General features: G+C 71.1%; 10 protein-coding genes and 1 riboswitch. Of the genes, 4 read left to right on the top strand and 6 right to left on the bottom strand.

The genetic code is table 11. The features are described 5' to 3' along the window. Window positions 1–25 precede the first annotated feature (25 nt). On the top strand, window positions 26–3,736 hold the full coding sequence (locus OG408_RS21810; protein ID WP_326671477.1) for a S8 family serine peptidase: 3,711 nt from the start codon (window positions 26–28) through the stop codon (window positions 3,734–3,736). 38 nt (window positions 3,737–3,774) lie between these two features. Here OG408_RS21810 and OG408_RS21805 read toward each other — a convergent pair whose 3' ends face one another. Both OG408_RS21805 and OG408_RS21800 read right to left on the bottom strand, forming a co-directional pair. Continuing rightward, window positions 3,775–4,758, bottom strand: a complete 984-nt coding sequence (locus OG408_RS21805) for a helix-turn-helix domain-containing protein (RefSeq protein WP_326671475.1) — start codon at window positions 4,756–4,758, stop codon at window positions 3,775–3,777. A gap of 110 nt (window positions 4,759–4,868) precedes the next feature. Further along, a complete protein-coding gene (locus tag OG408_RS21800) occupies window positions 4,869–6,560 on the bottom strand; it encodes a CocE/NonD family hydrolase (RefSeq protein ID WP_326671473.1) in 1,692 nt (563 codons plus the stop codon). A 105-nt stretch (window positions 6,561–6,665) separates the two neighbouring features. On the opposite strand from OG408_RS21800, the gene OG408_RS21795 reads away from it, so the two are divergent. Next, the gene (locus tag OG408_RS21795) at window positions 6,666–7,382 is read left to right on the top strand and encodes a TetR/AcrR family transcriptional regulator (RefSeq protein WP_266780986.1); all 717 of its coding nucleotides are present in this window, start codon (window positions 6,666–6,668) and stop codon (window positions 7,380–7,382) included. Window positions 7,383–7,490: 108 nt separating this feature from the next. Here the strand turns inward: OG408_RS21795 and groL are convergent, their stop codons facing one another. From groL to thrC, 4 genes are all read right to left on the bottom strand, one after another. After that, complete coding sequence (gene groL, locus OG408_RS21790; RefSeq protein ID WP_123524516.1) at window positions 7,491–9,116, bottom strand: chaperonin GroEL; 1,626 nt, start codon at window positions 9,114–9,116, stop codon at window positions 7,491–7,493. Window positions 9,117–9,463: 347 nt separating this feature from the next. Beyond that, window positions 9,464–9,670, bottom strand: coding sequence for a cold-shock protein (locus tag OG408_RS21785; protein WP_003967346.1), 207 nt, complete (start codon window positions 9,668–9,670; stop codon window positions 9,464–9,466). Window positions 9,671–10,087: 417 nt separating this feature from the next. Further along, window positions 10,088–10,366, bottom strand: a complete 279-nt coding sequence (locus OG408_RS21780) for a MoaD/ThiS family protein (RefSeq protein ID WP_148019364.1) — start codon at window positions 10,364–10,366, stop codon at window positions 10,088–10,090. A gap of 39 nt (window positions 10,367–10,405) precedes the next feature. Beyond that, window positions 10,406–11,701: a threonine synthase gene (gene thrC, locus OG408_RS21775; protein ID WP_266780981.1), complete on the bottom strand. Its 1,296-nt coding sequence runs from the start codon at window positions 11,699–11,701 to the stop codon at window positions 10,406–10,408. Window positions 11,702–11,718: 17 nt separating this feature from the next. Continuing rightward, a riboswitch (SAM riboswitch) is annotated at window positions 11,719–11,845 on the bottom strand. Between the two features lie 153 nt (window positions 11,846–11,998). Here thrC and OG408_RS21770 point away from each other — a divergent pair. After that, entirely contained in the window at window positions 11,999–12,961 is a 963-nt protein-coding gene (locus OG408_RS21770) for a glucosyl-3-phosphoglycerate synthase (RefSeq protein ID WP_266780979.1), read from the top strand. 54 nt (window positions 12,962–13,015) lie between these two features. After that, a complete protein-coding gene (locus OG408_RS21765; protein ID WP_326671471.1) occupies window positions 13,016–14,407 on the top strand; it encodes an alpha,alpha-trehalose-phosphate synthase (UDP-forming) in 1,392 nt (463 codons plus the stop codon). Window positions 14,408–14,417 lie beyond the last annotated feature (10 nt).

Genomic DNA, 14,417 nt, shown 5'->3' with positions numbered 1-14,417 from the left:
GTTCCGGACCGGATAAACCGTTCCCATGCGATCCATACCCAGACGCCGCTACCTCCCCGCCGCCACCGCGCTCACCATGGCTCTCATCGGTTGGGGATCGGTCACAGCCCCGGCGGCCGACGCCGATCCGGCCGCCGGGACGGGGGCCGGTGCACCGGCCGGCAAGTCCTACCAGATCACCCTCGTCACCGGTGATCTGGTGCACTACACCGACCTGCCCGGCAACCACGACGTGGTGACCGTGGACCCGGCCGAGGACGGCTCCGCAGGCGTCGAGGTGCAGACCCGCGGCGACGACACGTACGTCATCCCGCGCCAGGCCATGTCGCTGCTCGCCGCCGGAAGGCTCGACGAGCGGCTGTTCAACGTCACCGGACTGGTGGCGATGGGCTATGACGACGCACACACGGACACCGTCCCGGTGATCGCGACCGCCCCGGCCGCCGCCCGCTCGGCGAGGACCGGGGCCGCGGCCCCGGCCCCGGCCCCGGCCACGCCCAAGGGCGCCGAGTCGGTCCGTACGCTCTCCTCGATCCACGCGAACGCGCTGCGCGCCGACAAGGGGCGGGCCACGTCGTTCTGGAAGGGCATCGCGCCCGGCTCCGACCCGAAGTCCCTGTCGGGCGGCATCGGCAAGCTGTGGCTCGACGGCAAGGTCGAGGCCTCGCTCGCCACCGAGACCGCGCAGATCAAGGCCACGGACGCCTGGCAGCAGGGCCTGGACGGCACGGGCGTCAAGGTCGCCGTGCTCGACACCGGCGCCGACCTCGACCACCCGGACCTCGTCGGGCAGGTCGACGCCACCGCGAGCTTCGTGCCCGGCCAGAGCGTCGACGACGGCAACGGACACGGCACGCACACCGCCTCCACCATCGCCGGTACCGGAGCCGCCTCCGGCGCCAAGGAGAAGGGCGCGGCCCCGGGGGCCCGCCTCCTGGTCGGCAAGGTGCTCGGCGACGAGGGCACCGGCGAGGAGTCGTACTCGATCGCGGGCATGGAGTGGGCCAAGGCGCAGGGCGCGGACATCGTGTCGATGAGCCTCGGCACCCCCGACGGGTCCGACGGCACGGACCCGACGTCGCAGGCCGTGAACGAGCTCTCCGCGGACGGCGGTCCGCTGTTCGTCATCGCGGCGGGCAACGCCTACGACCCGGGCACCATCGGCTCCCCGGGCGCCGCCGCCTCCGCGCTGACGGTGGCCGCGGTCGACAGGAACGACGACCGTGCCGTGTTCTCCAGCCAGGGCCCGCTGATCCGCACGCACAGCCTCAAGCCGGACGTCTCCGCGCCCGGCACGGACGTGACCGCCGCCGCCTCGCAGTCGGTGCCGGGCTGGACGGGCGGCCTGTACCGGACGATGAGCGGTACGTCGATGGCGACGCCGCTCGTCGCGGGATCGGCCGCGATTCTCAAGCAGCGGCACCCCGACTGGAGCGGCGAGCGCATCAAGAACGCGCTGATGTCGACGTCGGACAGGGCCGCCGAGACACCGTACGCGGCGGGCATCGGCCGGGTGAACGTGGCCTCGGCCATCAGCTCCACCATCGAGGCGACGGGCTCCGTCGAGGCCGCCGCCTACGACTGGCCGAACGCCGACGCGAAGACGGCGACCCGCACGGTCACCTACCGCAATGACGGCGACGAGGACGTCACGCTGGCCCTCGCCCTCGACACCGACGCCGACGCGTACACGCTGTCGCAGTCCTCGGTGACGGTCCCCGCGCACGGCACCACCGAGGTGACCCTGACCCTCGACCCGTCGAAGGTCCCCGCGGGCACCACGTTCTCCGGCCATGTCGTCGCCACGGACACCGCGACCGGCCGCACGGTCGCGCACACCGGCTTCGCCCTCTTCAAGGAGGCGGAGATGTACGACTACACCATCAAGCTGACGGGCCGGGACGGGAAACCGCAGTCCGGCAACGTCACGCTGCACACGGCGGACTCCGCCGACGCCGCGCTCATCGCCGTCGACGGTACGAAGACGCTGCGTCTGCCGCCCGGCCGCTACACCACCACGTCTTACGCCGAGGTGCCCGGCGACACCGCCGACTCGCTCGGCCAGGCGCTGCTGATCTCGGACGAGGCCACGCTCGGCGACGGCCACGCGTCCGGCACGGCCGACCTGGACGCGACGAAGGTGCGCAAGGCGTACGCGGTCCCGGAGCGCGAGAGCGAGGAGACGCAGGCCGTCTTCAACCTCCAGCGCACCTACGACGCCGGCGCGGGCGTCAACTGGTCCACCTCCTGGATACTGGCCGCCAAGTACGACTCGCTGTACCTGGCGCCGACGAAGAAGGTGTCGGACGGTTCGATGCGCGCGTTCCTGCACTGGCGGCTGCGGCAGAAGGCGCTCGACGCCGAGACCGGCAGCGGGCGGGACATCGAGCTGACGCCGCAGCCGAACACCGCCTACCACGACGGCTCGTCGAGCCTGCGCACCGTGTACGCGGGCCGGGGCGCGGCGGCCGACTACACCGGCCATGACGTGCGCGGCAAGGCCGTGATCGTCGACCGCACCGACGACGTGACCCCGGCCGCACGTGCCCAGGCCGCGGCCGACGCGGGCGCGACGCTGCTCGTCGTCGTCAACAACACCCCGGGGCGGCTGTACCAGAGCTACGGCGGCGGCGACGGGCTCACCGTCGCCTCCGTGCGGCAGGGCGACGGCGCACGCCTGGTCTCGGAGGCGAAGTCGGGGAAGGGCCGGCTGCGGGTGAAGCAGCAGCAGTACCCGGACTACAGCTACGACCTGGTGCAGCAGTTCAAGGACGTCATCCCGGACAAGTCCCTGGCGTACAAGCCGGACGACCACGATCTGGCCCGCGTGAACAACAGCGTGTACGCGGCGCCGGGCACCCTCGGCTACGGCGGGCGCTACTTCATCCCGGCGTGGGGCCCGGGGCTGGGCGGTGACGCCTACGAGAAGTGGTCGCGGACGACGACGGAGTACGTCACCGGCGGCACCACCGCCGTCGGGTCCTGGTACGAGCAGCACACCGGACTCGGAGCGGCGGACGGCTACTTCGAGCGCGGTTCGACGGACTCGTACGCCGGTGGCCGCCGCTATGACGGCGGCTGGTTCAAGCCGGTCCAGGCCGCGCGCCTTGGCGACACGTACGTCCCGTACCAGACGAGCAGCAACACCCTGAACTGGAACGTCGCGATGTGGTCCGGCGGCGACGACGGCCATGTCGGGGCCGGCGGCGGCACCAAGCAGACCACGCTCTACCGCGGCGACACCCAGCTGGCCACGGCCAAGGCCCAGTCGGGCCGTGCCTCCAACATGACGGCGGGCTCGTACAAGCTCGTCGCGACCGGGCAGCGCGCCACCGCCGCCTGGCCCGGCACCACGAGCACGAGCACGACGTGGGGCTTCGACTACAAGCCGCTGCCGACGGGTACGGCCCGTGCCGATGTGCCGATGCTGAACCTCGACTACGACGTCGCCACGGATCTGCAGGGCACGGCCAGGGCGGGCAAGCGCCTCACCCTGGGCCTGCGTTCGGCGACGTACGACGGGGCGACCGCTGCCACGTCGGCCACCCTTCAGGTCTCGTACGACGACGGGGTGACCTGGCGGGACGCCAGGCTCAAGCGGGCCGGTGACGGCCGCTGGACGACGGTCCTGGACACACCGCGCGCCGCGAAGTCGGTGTCGCTGCGGGCCGCGGCCGGGGCACCGGGCGGGCTGACGATCGGCCAGGACGTGATCCGGGCCATCACCCTGAAGTAGACGGGGTCGCGATCAGGGTGGGTGTGGCCGGAGGGGGGTCACACCCACCCGTGCTGTCCGGCGTACCAGCCCAGCTGGAGCCGCGAGGTCGCACCGGCGTGGGACATCATCAGCTGGATGCGGCGCTGCACGGTCCGGGCCGAGAGACCCACCTGCGTGGCAACGGCGGTGTCGGTGAGCCCGGCGAGCAGCAGTCGCAGGATGTGCACGTCGACCGGGTCGATGCCGACGCCCGCCGCCTCCTGGTAGGGGCTGGCGCGCTCCCACACCTGCTCGAACAGTTCCCGGGCCATGTGGGCGAGGCCGCCGCGCAGCACGACCGCCGGGTCGACGTCGGCGTCCCGGCCGTGCAGCGGCAGCATCGCCACGGATTCGTCGCAGAGGATCAGCTTGTACGGCACTTCGGTGACGGTCCGCACCCGGACCCCGTCGGCCAGGGACTGCGCGACGTTCTCCGCGGCGCCCGGTTCGCGCAGGAAGCCCTGGTCGATGACGGCACGCACCCGCACGTCGCGGGCCATGGCCGTCACCTCCTCGCTGTCCGCCGGGGTGACCGCCTGGGGCCTGCCCGCCGAGAAGATGTCGATGGTGCGGCGTGCGGACAGCTGCAACTGCCGGTAGCGGGTGCCGATGGCCTCGCTGCCCTCGACGATCTCCACGAGTTCGCGCTGGGCACGGTCCGCGGTCGCCATGCGGTACGTCTCCGCGAGCCGCGCCACCGTCACCTCGGCACGCTGCAGCCGCTCGCGGTGCGCTGCGAGCTCGGCGCCCAGCGCGACGGCCGGGGGCGCCGCGGAATACCGGTGGCCGTCGGCGGCGCGGACGACGAGGCCACGGGCCACCAGGGAGCGCAGTGCGGCGGTCGCCCTTTCGGCGGGCAGACCAGCCGCGTCGCCGATCGCTTCCGCACGGACCGACGTCCGGGCGATGAGCATCCGGTAGACGGTCGCTTCGTCCGGCACGAGGCCGAGCTCGTCGAGTTCCATGCCCCCGCCCTCCGCTGTCCGGTGGCCATCGGGCACCGAGTGCATGGTAAGCCCGGGCGTGCCGGCCACGCGGTGCTGATCATCGCGGGATCAGCCCTCGACAGCACCGGGCAGGGGCCCGCGTGCACGGTGATCCGTACCGGTACTCAGCCGGTGGCGGGACCGTCCGTGGGCAGCGTCAGCTCCGAGTCCGCGTGCAGGGTGACCCGCACCGGCACGAACTCCGTCGCCTCCACCCGGGATTCGCCCGTGCCGGGGTTGCGCGCATAGCGCGGGTGCGCGCCCGCGCTGATCTGCCAGCGGATGCGGTGTCCCGCGGCGAAGCGGTACGCGGTGACGCTCATCGGGACGGTGACACGGGCCGGTTCCTCACCCGACGTACGCAGTTGGGCGAGCCCGTCGCAGACGTTGGTGGAGCGGCCCGTCGCGTCCACGTCGCACAGCCGGGTGAAGACGTCCGCGTGCCCGGTGTCCGTGGCGGCGCTGATCCGTGCGGAGACCGCGCCCAGGACCGTGACGGGTTCGGTCAGGACCGGGCCGGTGAAGGTGAGGACGTCGTCGCGGGACTCCAGCGTGGCGTTGTCCCGGGGGCCCGCCGTGGCGGAGAGCAGCGGGCCGCCGAGGGAGGGGGTGGGGGCGTTGGGGTCGTGGCGGAAGGACGTCAGCGGGGCGGGGTCGGTGGGCGGCTGCCGGGTGAGGTGACCGTCGGCGGTGGGGAACCAGGAGGTGGCGGCCGGGGTGGGCGGCCAGGCGTCGAGGTCCTGCCAGCCCGCGTCCGCGCCGCCCGTGTGGACGCGTACGGGGGTGGGGCGCAGCTGGGAGGGGTCGTCGCACAGGTGGGCGCGGAGCCAGGCCAGCGACTCGGCGAACACCTCGGGCCAGCCCTTCTGAAGGGCGGAGGTGTGGGTCCAGGGGCCGACGAGCAGGGCGGCCTCGCCGCCGGCCGCGCGCAGCCGGGCGTACTGGGCGAAGGTCTGGTCGGCGAGGGCGTCGTGCCAGCCGGTGACCAGGGCGGTGGGGATGCCCGGCCGCTCGGCCGCCGCGCCCGCCGATGCCCCCTGCCAGTACGGGTCGTCGGCGTCGGGGTGGGTCACCACCTCGTCCAGCCAGGGCACTTCCTGCCCGAGCGCGGCCGGGTAGGCGCCGCGGAGCGGGCGGGCGGCGGCGAGGGTCTTCAGCTGGTTCCTCAGGCGCAGGGTCGCCTTGATGAACGGCCGCATGCCGCGGTGCTGGTAGGTCATGCCGGTGCCGACGAGGAGCGAGTTCTCCAGGTGGAGCACGCCGTCGGTGTGGAAGAGGGCGTACGGGTCGTGCAGGCCTACCTGGACGACCATGGCCTTGAGCTCCGGCGGCGGGTCCAGGGCGAGTGCCCATTGGACGTAGCCGAGGTAGCTGGGGCCGACGGTGCCCAGGGTGCCGTTGAACCAGGGCTGTTCGCGCAGCCAGTCCACCGTGGCGAGGCCGTCGGCGGCCTCGTTGCGCCAGAGGTCGAAGGTGCCGCCGGAGCCGCCGGTGCCGCGGCAGCTCTGGAGGACGACGTGGAAGCCCTGTTCGGCGAAGAGCATCCCGTACTGCGGGGACCACGGCACGCCCCGCCCGTAGGGCGAGCGCACGAGGAGGGTGGGGAAGTCGCCCTCGTCACGGGGGAAGTAGTGGTCGGTGATCAGGGGGCTGCCGTCGGCGGCGGGGACCGTGAGGCCCGGCTCCAGGCCGACCCGGTGGCGCTTGGCGGGGAGATTGCGCCAGGTGGCGCGCATCATGCGGGCGGACAGCGGCGGCTTCGCGGCCGACGGCGTCAGGGCGGGCCTCGGCAGGGCGTCGTGCGCGGGTGATGTCATCGTTCGCCTCCGTCACTCAACTCATTCTCGTACTGTGTACGAGAATAGACGATGCTTGGATGAGCGGGACAGGAGAGGTGCACTGAGGAAGGGAACAGCAGGATCGTGAGCCGTGCCGACGGGTCCGGCGCCGGTGGCGTCGACCCCCGCGAACTCTGGCTGGCCCCGGACCGACCCCGCCGGGGGCGCCCGCCCGCCTTCAGCCGCGAGGCGATCACGGTGGCGGCCGTGGCCCTGGCCGACACCGAGGGGATCGACGCGGTCACCATGCGGCGGGTCGCGGCGGAGGTGGGCGCCGGCGTCATGTCGCTCTACAGCTACGCCCCCGACAAGGAGACGCTGCTGGACCTGATGATCGACCACGTCAACGGCGAACTGCCGGCGTCCGGTCCGCTCACCGGCGACTGGCGCACCGACCTCAAGACCATCGGGCACCTCCAGCGCGACCACATGCTCCGCCACCCCTGGCTGGCCACCGCCGTGCCCGCCCGCCGCACGCTCGGCCCCCGCACCCTGGCGTTCCTGGAACACGCCCTGGCCGCCCTGCGGCCCAGCGGCCTGGACGGCGGCGCCCGCCTTGAGGTCTTCGCCCAGCTCACCGCATTCGTGGCCGGGCACGTGGCCCACGAGGTGGCGCTGGCCGAGGCGGCCCAGTCACCGGACCGGGCCGCGGCCGAGGTGCTCTACCTCACCGCCGTCGCGGCTGACGGCCACCACCCGGAACTGGCGGCGGCCCTCGCGTCGGCCGCCCGCCCGGTCACCCCGGACGCCACGTTCGCCCGCTTCCTGAACCGGCTGGTCGACGGGCTGGACACGGACTGACCGTGCGTACGGGCCGGGCCCGTACGCACGAAAACACCGGCCCCCGGGGACGAATCCCCGGGGGCCGGTGTCTTGTACCGCTGTGCAGGAACTACCGATCCGTCAGGATCAGAAGTCCATGTCACCGCCGGGCATGCCGCCCGGAGCGCCGCCGGCAGCGGCCTTCTCCGGCTTGTCGGCGATGACGGCCTCGGTGGTGAGGAAGAGCGCGGCGATGGACGCGGCGTTCTGCAGGGCGGAGCGCGTGACCTTCGCCGGGTCGAGAATGCCCTCGGCGATCATGTCGACGTACTCGCCGGTCGCGGCGTTGAGGCCGTGACCGATCGGCAGGTTGCGCACCTTCTCGACGACGACGCCACCCTCGAGACCACCGTTGACGGCGATCTGCTTGAGCGGGGCCTCCAGCGCCAGCTTGACGGCGTTGGCGCCGGTCGCCTCGTCACCCGAGAGCTCCAGCTTCTCGAAGACGGCCGAGGCCTGGAGCAGAGCCACGCCACCACCGGCGACGATGCCCTCCTCGACGGCGGCCTTGGCGTTGCGCACCGCGTCCTCGATGCGGTGCTTGCGCTCCTTGAGCTCGACCTCGGTCGCGGCACCGGCCTTGATGACGGCCACGCCGCCGGCCAGCTTCGCGAGGCGCTCCTGGAGCTTCTCGCGGTCGTAGTCCGAGTCGGAGTTCTCGATCTCGGCACGGATCTGGTTGACGCGACCCTGGACCTGGTCGCTGTCACCGGCGCCGTCGACGATCGTCGTCTCGTCCTTGGTGATGACGACCTTGCGGGCGCGGCCGAGCAGGTCGAGACCGGCGTTCTCCAGCTTGAGGCCGACCTCCTCGGAGATGACGGTGCCACCGGTGAGGATGGCGATGTCGCCGAGCATGGCCTTGCGGCGGTCACCGAAGCCCGGAGCCTTGACGGCGACGGACTTGAAGGTGCCACGGATCTTGTTGACGACCAGGGTCGACAGGGCCTCGCCCTCGACGTCCTCGGCGATGATCAGCAGCGGCTTGCCGGACTGCATGACCTTCTCCAGCAGCGGAAGGAGGTCCTTCACGTTGCTGATCTTCGAGTTCACGATCAGGATGTACGGGTCGTCCAGGGACGACTCCATGCGCTCCATGTCCGTGGCGAAGTACGCCGAGATGTAGCCCTTGTCGAAGCGCATACCCTCGGTGAGCTCGAGCTCCAGACCGAAGGTCTGGGACTCCTCGACGGTGATGACGCCTTCCTTGCCGACCTTGTCCATGGCCTCGGCGATGAGCTCGCCGATCTGGGTGTCAGCGGCGGAGATGGAGGCGGTCGAAGCGATCTGCTCCTTGGTCTCCACGTCCTTGGCCTGCTCCAGGAGGGCGGCGGAGACGGCCTCGACGGCCTTCTCGATGCCCCGCTTGAGAGCCATCGGGTTGGCACCCGCGGCCACGTTGCGCAGGCCCTCGCGGACGAGCGCCTGGGCGAGAACGGTGGCGGTGGTCGTACCGTCGCCGGCGACGTCGTCCGTCTTCTTGGCGACCTCCTTGACCAGCTCCGCACCGATCTTCTCGTACGGGTCCTCCAGCTCGATCTCCTTGGCGATGGAAACACCATCGTTGGTGATCGTGGGGGCGCCCCACTTCTTCTCAAGGACGACGTTGCGACCCTTGGGGCCAAGGGTGACCTTGACGGCGTCGGCGAGCTGGTTCATGCCGCGCTCGAGACCGCGCCGGGCCTCCTCGTCGAACGCGATGATCTTGGCCATATGAAGTGGTCCTCCCGGACAGGGGTGGATTCTCCGGACCGAGTGGCGCCCGCGACGGACGGCCTGCCTGTCCGCCGGTTCCTTGCCCCGGCGGACCTGCGGGCCTCACCGGCCCGGTCCAAGTTTCTGTCACTCTCACCCGGAGAGTGCTAAGCCCAATGATTAGCACTCGACCCCCTTGAGTGCAAGCGTCCCCCTCGGGATGTGGACAGCGGAGAGGGGCGAAGCGCGGCGGAGAGAGACGGAGAAGGCGGCACAGGACGCACGGAGGGCCCGTACCCCAGGGGTACGGGCCCTCCGTGCGTGAGTAGTGTCGTTGGCCGACTGTGTCGCGGCCGGCGCCGGGCTCAGCCGACGGCGAGCTTGACCATGTCCGCCTGCGGCCCCTTCTGGCCCTGCGAGATCTCGAATTCAACTCGCTGACCCTCTTCGAGGGTGCGGTATCCGTCCATCTGGATCGCGCTGTAGTGGACGAAAACATCCGCACCACCGTCGACCGCGATGAAGCCGTACCCCTTCTCCGCGTTGAACCACTTGACGGTGCCCTGAGCCATGCCTAACTCCCCTATTACTGGCCCTTGCACAGGACCGCACTTCGCGGGCCCGGGTCAGAACTCACCCTCCGACAGGAGAGGGTGCGTGCGCCGGAACGCGTCGACCGCGGCCGAATGTATCTGCCCAACTGCCCTCTGCAACAGGTCAATCGGACGAGAATTCTGGGCAGCATCGATCGCCCGAATATGAGGATCTCATGAGATTCCAGGGCAAGTCGGGCCAGGCAAAGGCGACTTATGGCACAAGGAGTTCAGGCACTTTGGCTGCTTCTTGTCGTGGCCAGGCGCATTCTCATATGCGGGCGGCACGGGCAGCGGAGGGGACTTCCCACACTGTACCGCGCTCAACCATGCAGAATTGCCCCCTCCGCTTCTGTCGCAGAGGGGGCAATTCCGGTGACGGGGTGGAGCGGTGGCTCAGCAGCCGCCGGCGACGGCCGGGATGATCGAGATGCCGGCGCCGTCCGGGGTGACCGCGTCCAGGCCGCCCTCGAAGCGCACGTCGTCGTCGTTGACGTACACGTTCACGAAGCGGCGCAGCTTGCCCTGGTCGTCCAGGACGCGGGCGGCGATGCCCGGGTGGTCCTTCTCCAGGGACTCGATGACCTGGGAGAGGGTCGCGCCCTCGGCCGGGACCTCGGCCTGGCCGCCGGTGTAGGTGCGGAGGATGGTGGGGATACGGACCTTGACGCTCATGGTGTGCCCTTCCTGAAGTCTCGGGTGGTCAGAAGCTTCTCAGCTGGTGGCGGCGAGGCCCGCGTCGCGGAAGGCGTCCAGGCTCGGGCGGATCGTGGCGCTCACCTGTGAGGTGGCGGCCACCGCGTCCAGCGTCTTCAGGCCGTCGCCGGTGTTCAGGACGACGGTGGTGAGCGTCGGGTCCAGCAGACCGGCCTCGATGAGCTTCTTCGTCACGCCGACCGTCACGCCGCCCGCCGTCTCGGCGAAGATGCCCTCGGTGCGGGCCAGCAGCTTGATCGCGTCGACGACCTGCTCGTCGTTGACGTCCTCGACGGCACCGCCGGTGCGGCGGGCGATGTCCAGGACGTACGGGCCGTCGGCCGGGTTGCCGATGGCGAGGGACTTGGCGATCGTGTTCGGCTTCTGCGGCCGCACGACGTCGTGACCGGCCTTGAAGGCGGCGGAGACCGGGGAGCAGCCCTCGGCCTGGGCGCCGAAGATCTTGTACGGCTTGTCCTCGACGAGGCCGAGCTTGATCAGCTCCTGAAGGCCCTTGTCGATCTTCGTGAGCTGCGAGCCGGACGCGATCGGGATGACGATCTGGTCGGGCAGCCGCCAGCCGAGCTGCTCGCAGATCTCGTACGCCAGGGTCTTGGAACCCTCGCCGTAGTACGGGCGCAGGTTGACGTTGACGAAGCCCCAGCCCTCGCCGAGCGGGTCGCCGATGAGCTCGGAGCAGAAGCGGTTGACGTCGTCGTAGTTGCCCTCGATGCCGACCAGCTCACCGCCGTACACCGCGGCCATGACGACCTTGCCCTGCTCCAGGTCGTGCGGGATGAACACGCAGGACCGCAGGCCGGCGCGGGCGGCGGCGGCGCCCACGGCGCCGGCCAGGTTGCCGGTGGAGGAGCAGGAGAGGGTGGTGAATCCGAAGGCGCGGGCGGCCTCGACGGCGATCGCGACGACACGGTCCTTGAAGGAGTGCGTCGGGTTGCCGGAGTCGTCCTTGACGTACAGGCCGCCGGTGACGCCCAGCTCACGGGCGAGGTTGTCGGCCTTGACCAGCTTGGTGAAGCCGGGGTTGATGTTGGGCTTGTCCGCGACATCGGCGGGGACCGGCAGCAGCGGCGCGTAGCGCCAGATGTTGTTGGGTCCGGCCTCGATGCGCTTCTTCAGCTCGTCCGGGGAGCCGCTCGGCAGGTCGTACGCCACTTCGAGCGGCCCGAAACAGGACGCGCAGGCGAAAAGGGGGCCGAGGGGGAATCGCTCTCCGCATTCGCGGCAGGAAAGCGCCGCGGCGGGACCGAGGTCCACGGAAGATTCGGTGTGTGCTGCAACAGTCTCAACAGCCATGATGGCGAGGCCCTTTCTCCTCATCTTCCTCGTGACGCATTTCGCCACGAGACGGAATTGGCACCTTCCCTACCGAACCTCGCGGTCGGCAGGAGGGTTGCCGGGACTTCAACGGGCCGTTCCCTCAGTCCCTCTGGATGAGCGCTGTGGCACTGGACCATGGATCCAGGCGTTTATCGGCGGACGGACCCCGGCATGCGACGGCCATCTGCGTTGTTCAAGACTGTAACCGAAGCACCGGACTGTTGAGATAGTCGTCCGTACCGCGAGATGGATCACATACAGGGAGTATCGACCGTGCTGGAAGAGGTCGAACGCTGGCTGACCAGGCGTTCCTGGTCGGCCGCCGACCGTCCGCTGGACCGTCTTCTGGCCGCCAGGGACAGCCTCCGGAACGCCGGGTCGCGCGCCGGGAGCGTCAGCGTCGTGCTGCCCGCGCTGAACGAGGCGGAGACGGTCGGCGACATCGTCGCGACCATCCGGCGCGAGCTCATGGAGAAGACCCGGCTGGTCGACGAGCTGGTGGTGATCGACTCCGGCTCGACGGACGCGACCGCCGAGGTCGCCCGCCGGGCGGGGGCCCGGGTCATCCACCGGGACGCGATCCTGCCGCGGATGCCCGCCGTCCCCGGCAAGGGCGAGGTGCTGTGGCGGTCACTCCTGGTGACCGGTGGCGACATCGTGTGCTTCATCGACGCGGACCTGAAGGACTTCTCGGCGGACTTCGTGTCCGGCATCGTCGGCCCGCTGCTGACCGACCCGTCGGTGCAGTTCGTCAAGGCGATGTACGACCGTCCCTTCGGCGACACCACGGGGCAGGGCGGCCGGGTCACCGAGATGGTGGCGCGCCCGCTGCTCAATCTGCACTGGCCGCAGCTGGCCGGCTTCGTCCAGCCGCTGGGCGGGGAGTACGCGGTGCGCAGGTCCCTGCTGGAGCGGCTGCCGTTCCCGGTCGGTTACGGGGTGGAGCTGGGGCTGCTCGTCGACTCCCTGCACACCGTGGGCCTGGACGCGCTCGCCCAGGTCGACGTCGGTGTCCGCAGGCACCGCCACCAGGACGGCCAGGCGCTCGGCCGGATGGCGGCCGCCATCTACCGCACCGCCCAGCTGCGCCTCTCCCGGGGCCACCTGGTGCGCCCGGCGCTGACCCAGTTCGAGCGCGGCGAGCACGGCTTCGTCCCGCACACGTATCCCGTGGACACCGAGGAGCGGCCGCCGATGCGGGAGATCGAGGAGTACGTTTCGCGCCGCGCGGCATGACGTGGCCGGACTTCGCACGTTTGGGCGGTTGGTGATCGGGCTAGATTCCGCAACATGGTCTCCGAGCACGTCCCTCAGCCCGCTGCCCAGGTCCTCGTCGCGTCCAACCGCGGCCCGGTCTCGTACACCCTGCGCGAGGACGGCTCGCTCGACGCCAAACGGGGCGGTGGCGGGCTCGTCTCCGGCCTGAGCGCCGTGGACGACAAGACGTGGGTGTGCGCGGCCCTCGGGGACGGTGACCGGGAGGCGGTGCGGCGCGGTGTCGCCGAGCCGGGCGTCCGGATGCTCGACATCGACGCGGACGTGCACGCCGACGCGTACAACGGCATCGCCAACTCGGTGCTCTGGTTCGTCCACCACCTGCTCTACCAGACCCCCGTCGAGCCCGTCTTCGACGCGGAGTTCCGCCGCCAGTGGGCGTCCTTCGAGACGTACAACCGGGCCTTCGCCGAGGCGCTCGCCGAGGAGGCGGGCGAGGGTGCGGCGGTCCTGGTGCAGGACTACCACCTGGCGCTGGTGCCCGGCATGCTCCGCGAGCTCCGCCCCGACCTGCGCATCGGCCACTTCTCGCACACCCCGTGGGCGCCCGTCGACTACTTCCGGATGCTGCCCGACGACATCGCCGCCCAGCTGCTGCACGGCATCCTCGGCGCGGACCGGGCCGCGTTCCTCACCCGGCGCTGGGCGGACGCCTTCATCGGCTGCTGCACGGAGATCCTCGGCGGCACCGGCCACACCCGGATCGGGGTGCACGGGCTCGGCGCCGACGCGGACTTCCTGCGCCGCCGCGCCCACGAGGCGGACGTCGACGAGCGGATGGCGGCGCTGCGGGAGCAGGTGGGCCCGGACCGGAAGACGATCGTGCGGGTGGACCGCACGGAACTGTCGAAGAACATCGTCCGCGGTCTGCACGCCTACCGCGCCCTGCTGGACGGGCGGCCCGAATGGCGCGGGCGCGTCGTCCACATCGCGTTCGCCTACCCCTCGCGGCAGGACCTGGCGGTCTACCGGGAGTACACCGCCGAGGTGCAGCGCGTCGCCGACACCATCAACGAGGCCTACGGGACGGCGGACTGGACGCCGGTCGTCCTGCACGTCAAGGACGACTTCGCCCGCTCGCTGGCCGCGTACCGGCTGGCGGACGTCGCGCTCGTCAACCCGATCCGGGACGGGATGAACCTGGTCGCCAAGGAGGTCCCGGTCGTCTCCGACCACGGCTGCGCGCTGGTGCTGTCGCGGGAGGCGGGGGCGTACGAGGAGCTGGGGACCGACGCGATCACGGTGAACCCGTACGACGTGTCCGCCACCGCCGACGCGCTGCACGAGGCGCTGACGATGGCGGACGACGAGCGGGCGGCCCGCACCAAGCGGCTGGCCGCGGCGGGCACGGCGCTGCCGCCGCAGCAGTGGTTCCTGGACCAGCTAGAGGCGCTGCGGGGGGAGTAGGCCGGGGTGG

The sequence above is a fragment of the Streptomyces sp. NBC_01257 genome (assembly GCF_035917255.1).
GTDB lineage: Bacteria > Actinomycetota > Actinomycetes > Streptomycetales > Streptomycetaceae > Streptomyces.
Note: the sequence above shows the minus strand (reverse complement) of the source record. Positions and strands in the feature narration are given on the sequence as shown.

Bases quoted from the DNA above. Each gene is read 5' to 3' on its own strand.
- OG408_RS21810 (WP_326671477.1), top strand. From the start codon at position 26: ATGCGATCCATACCCAGACGCCGCTACCTCCCCGCCGCCACCGCGCTC.
- OG408_RS21800 (WP_326671473.1), bottom strand. From the start codon at position 6,560: ATGACATCACCCGCGCACGACGCCCTGCCGAGGCCCGCCCTGACGCCG.
- groL (WP_123524516.1), bottom strand. From the start codon at position 9,116: ATGGCCAAGATCATCGCGTTCGACGAGGAGGCCCGGCGCGGTCTCGAG.
- OG408_RS21785 (WP_003967346.1), bottom strand. From the start codon at position 9,670: ATGGCTCAGGGCACCGTCAAGTGGTTCAACGCGGAGAAGGGGTACGGC.
- OG408_RS21780 (WP_148019364.1), bottom strand. From the start codon at position 10,366: ATGAGCGTCAAGGTCCGTATCCCCACCATCCTCCGCACCTACACCGGC.
- thrC (WP_266780981.1), bottom strand. From the start codon at position 11,701: ATGGCTGTTGAGACTGTTGCAGCACACACCGAATCTTCCGTGGACCTC.
- OG408_RS21765 (WP_326671471.1), top strand. From the start codon at position 13,016: ATGGTCTCCGAGCACGTCCCTCAGCCCGCTGCCCAGGTCCTCGTCGCG.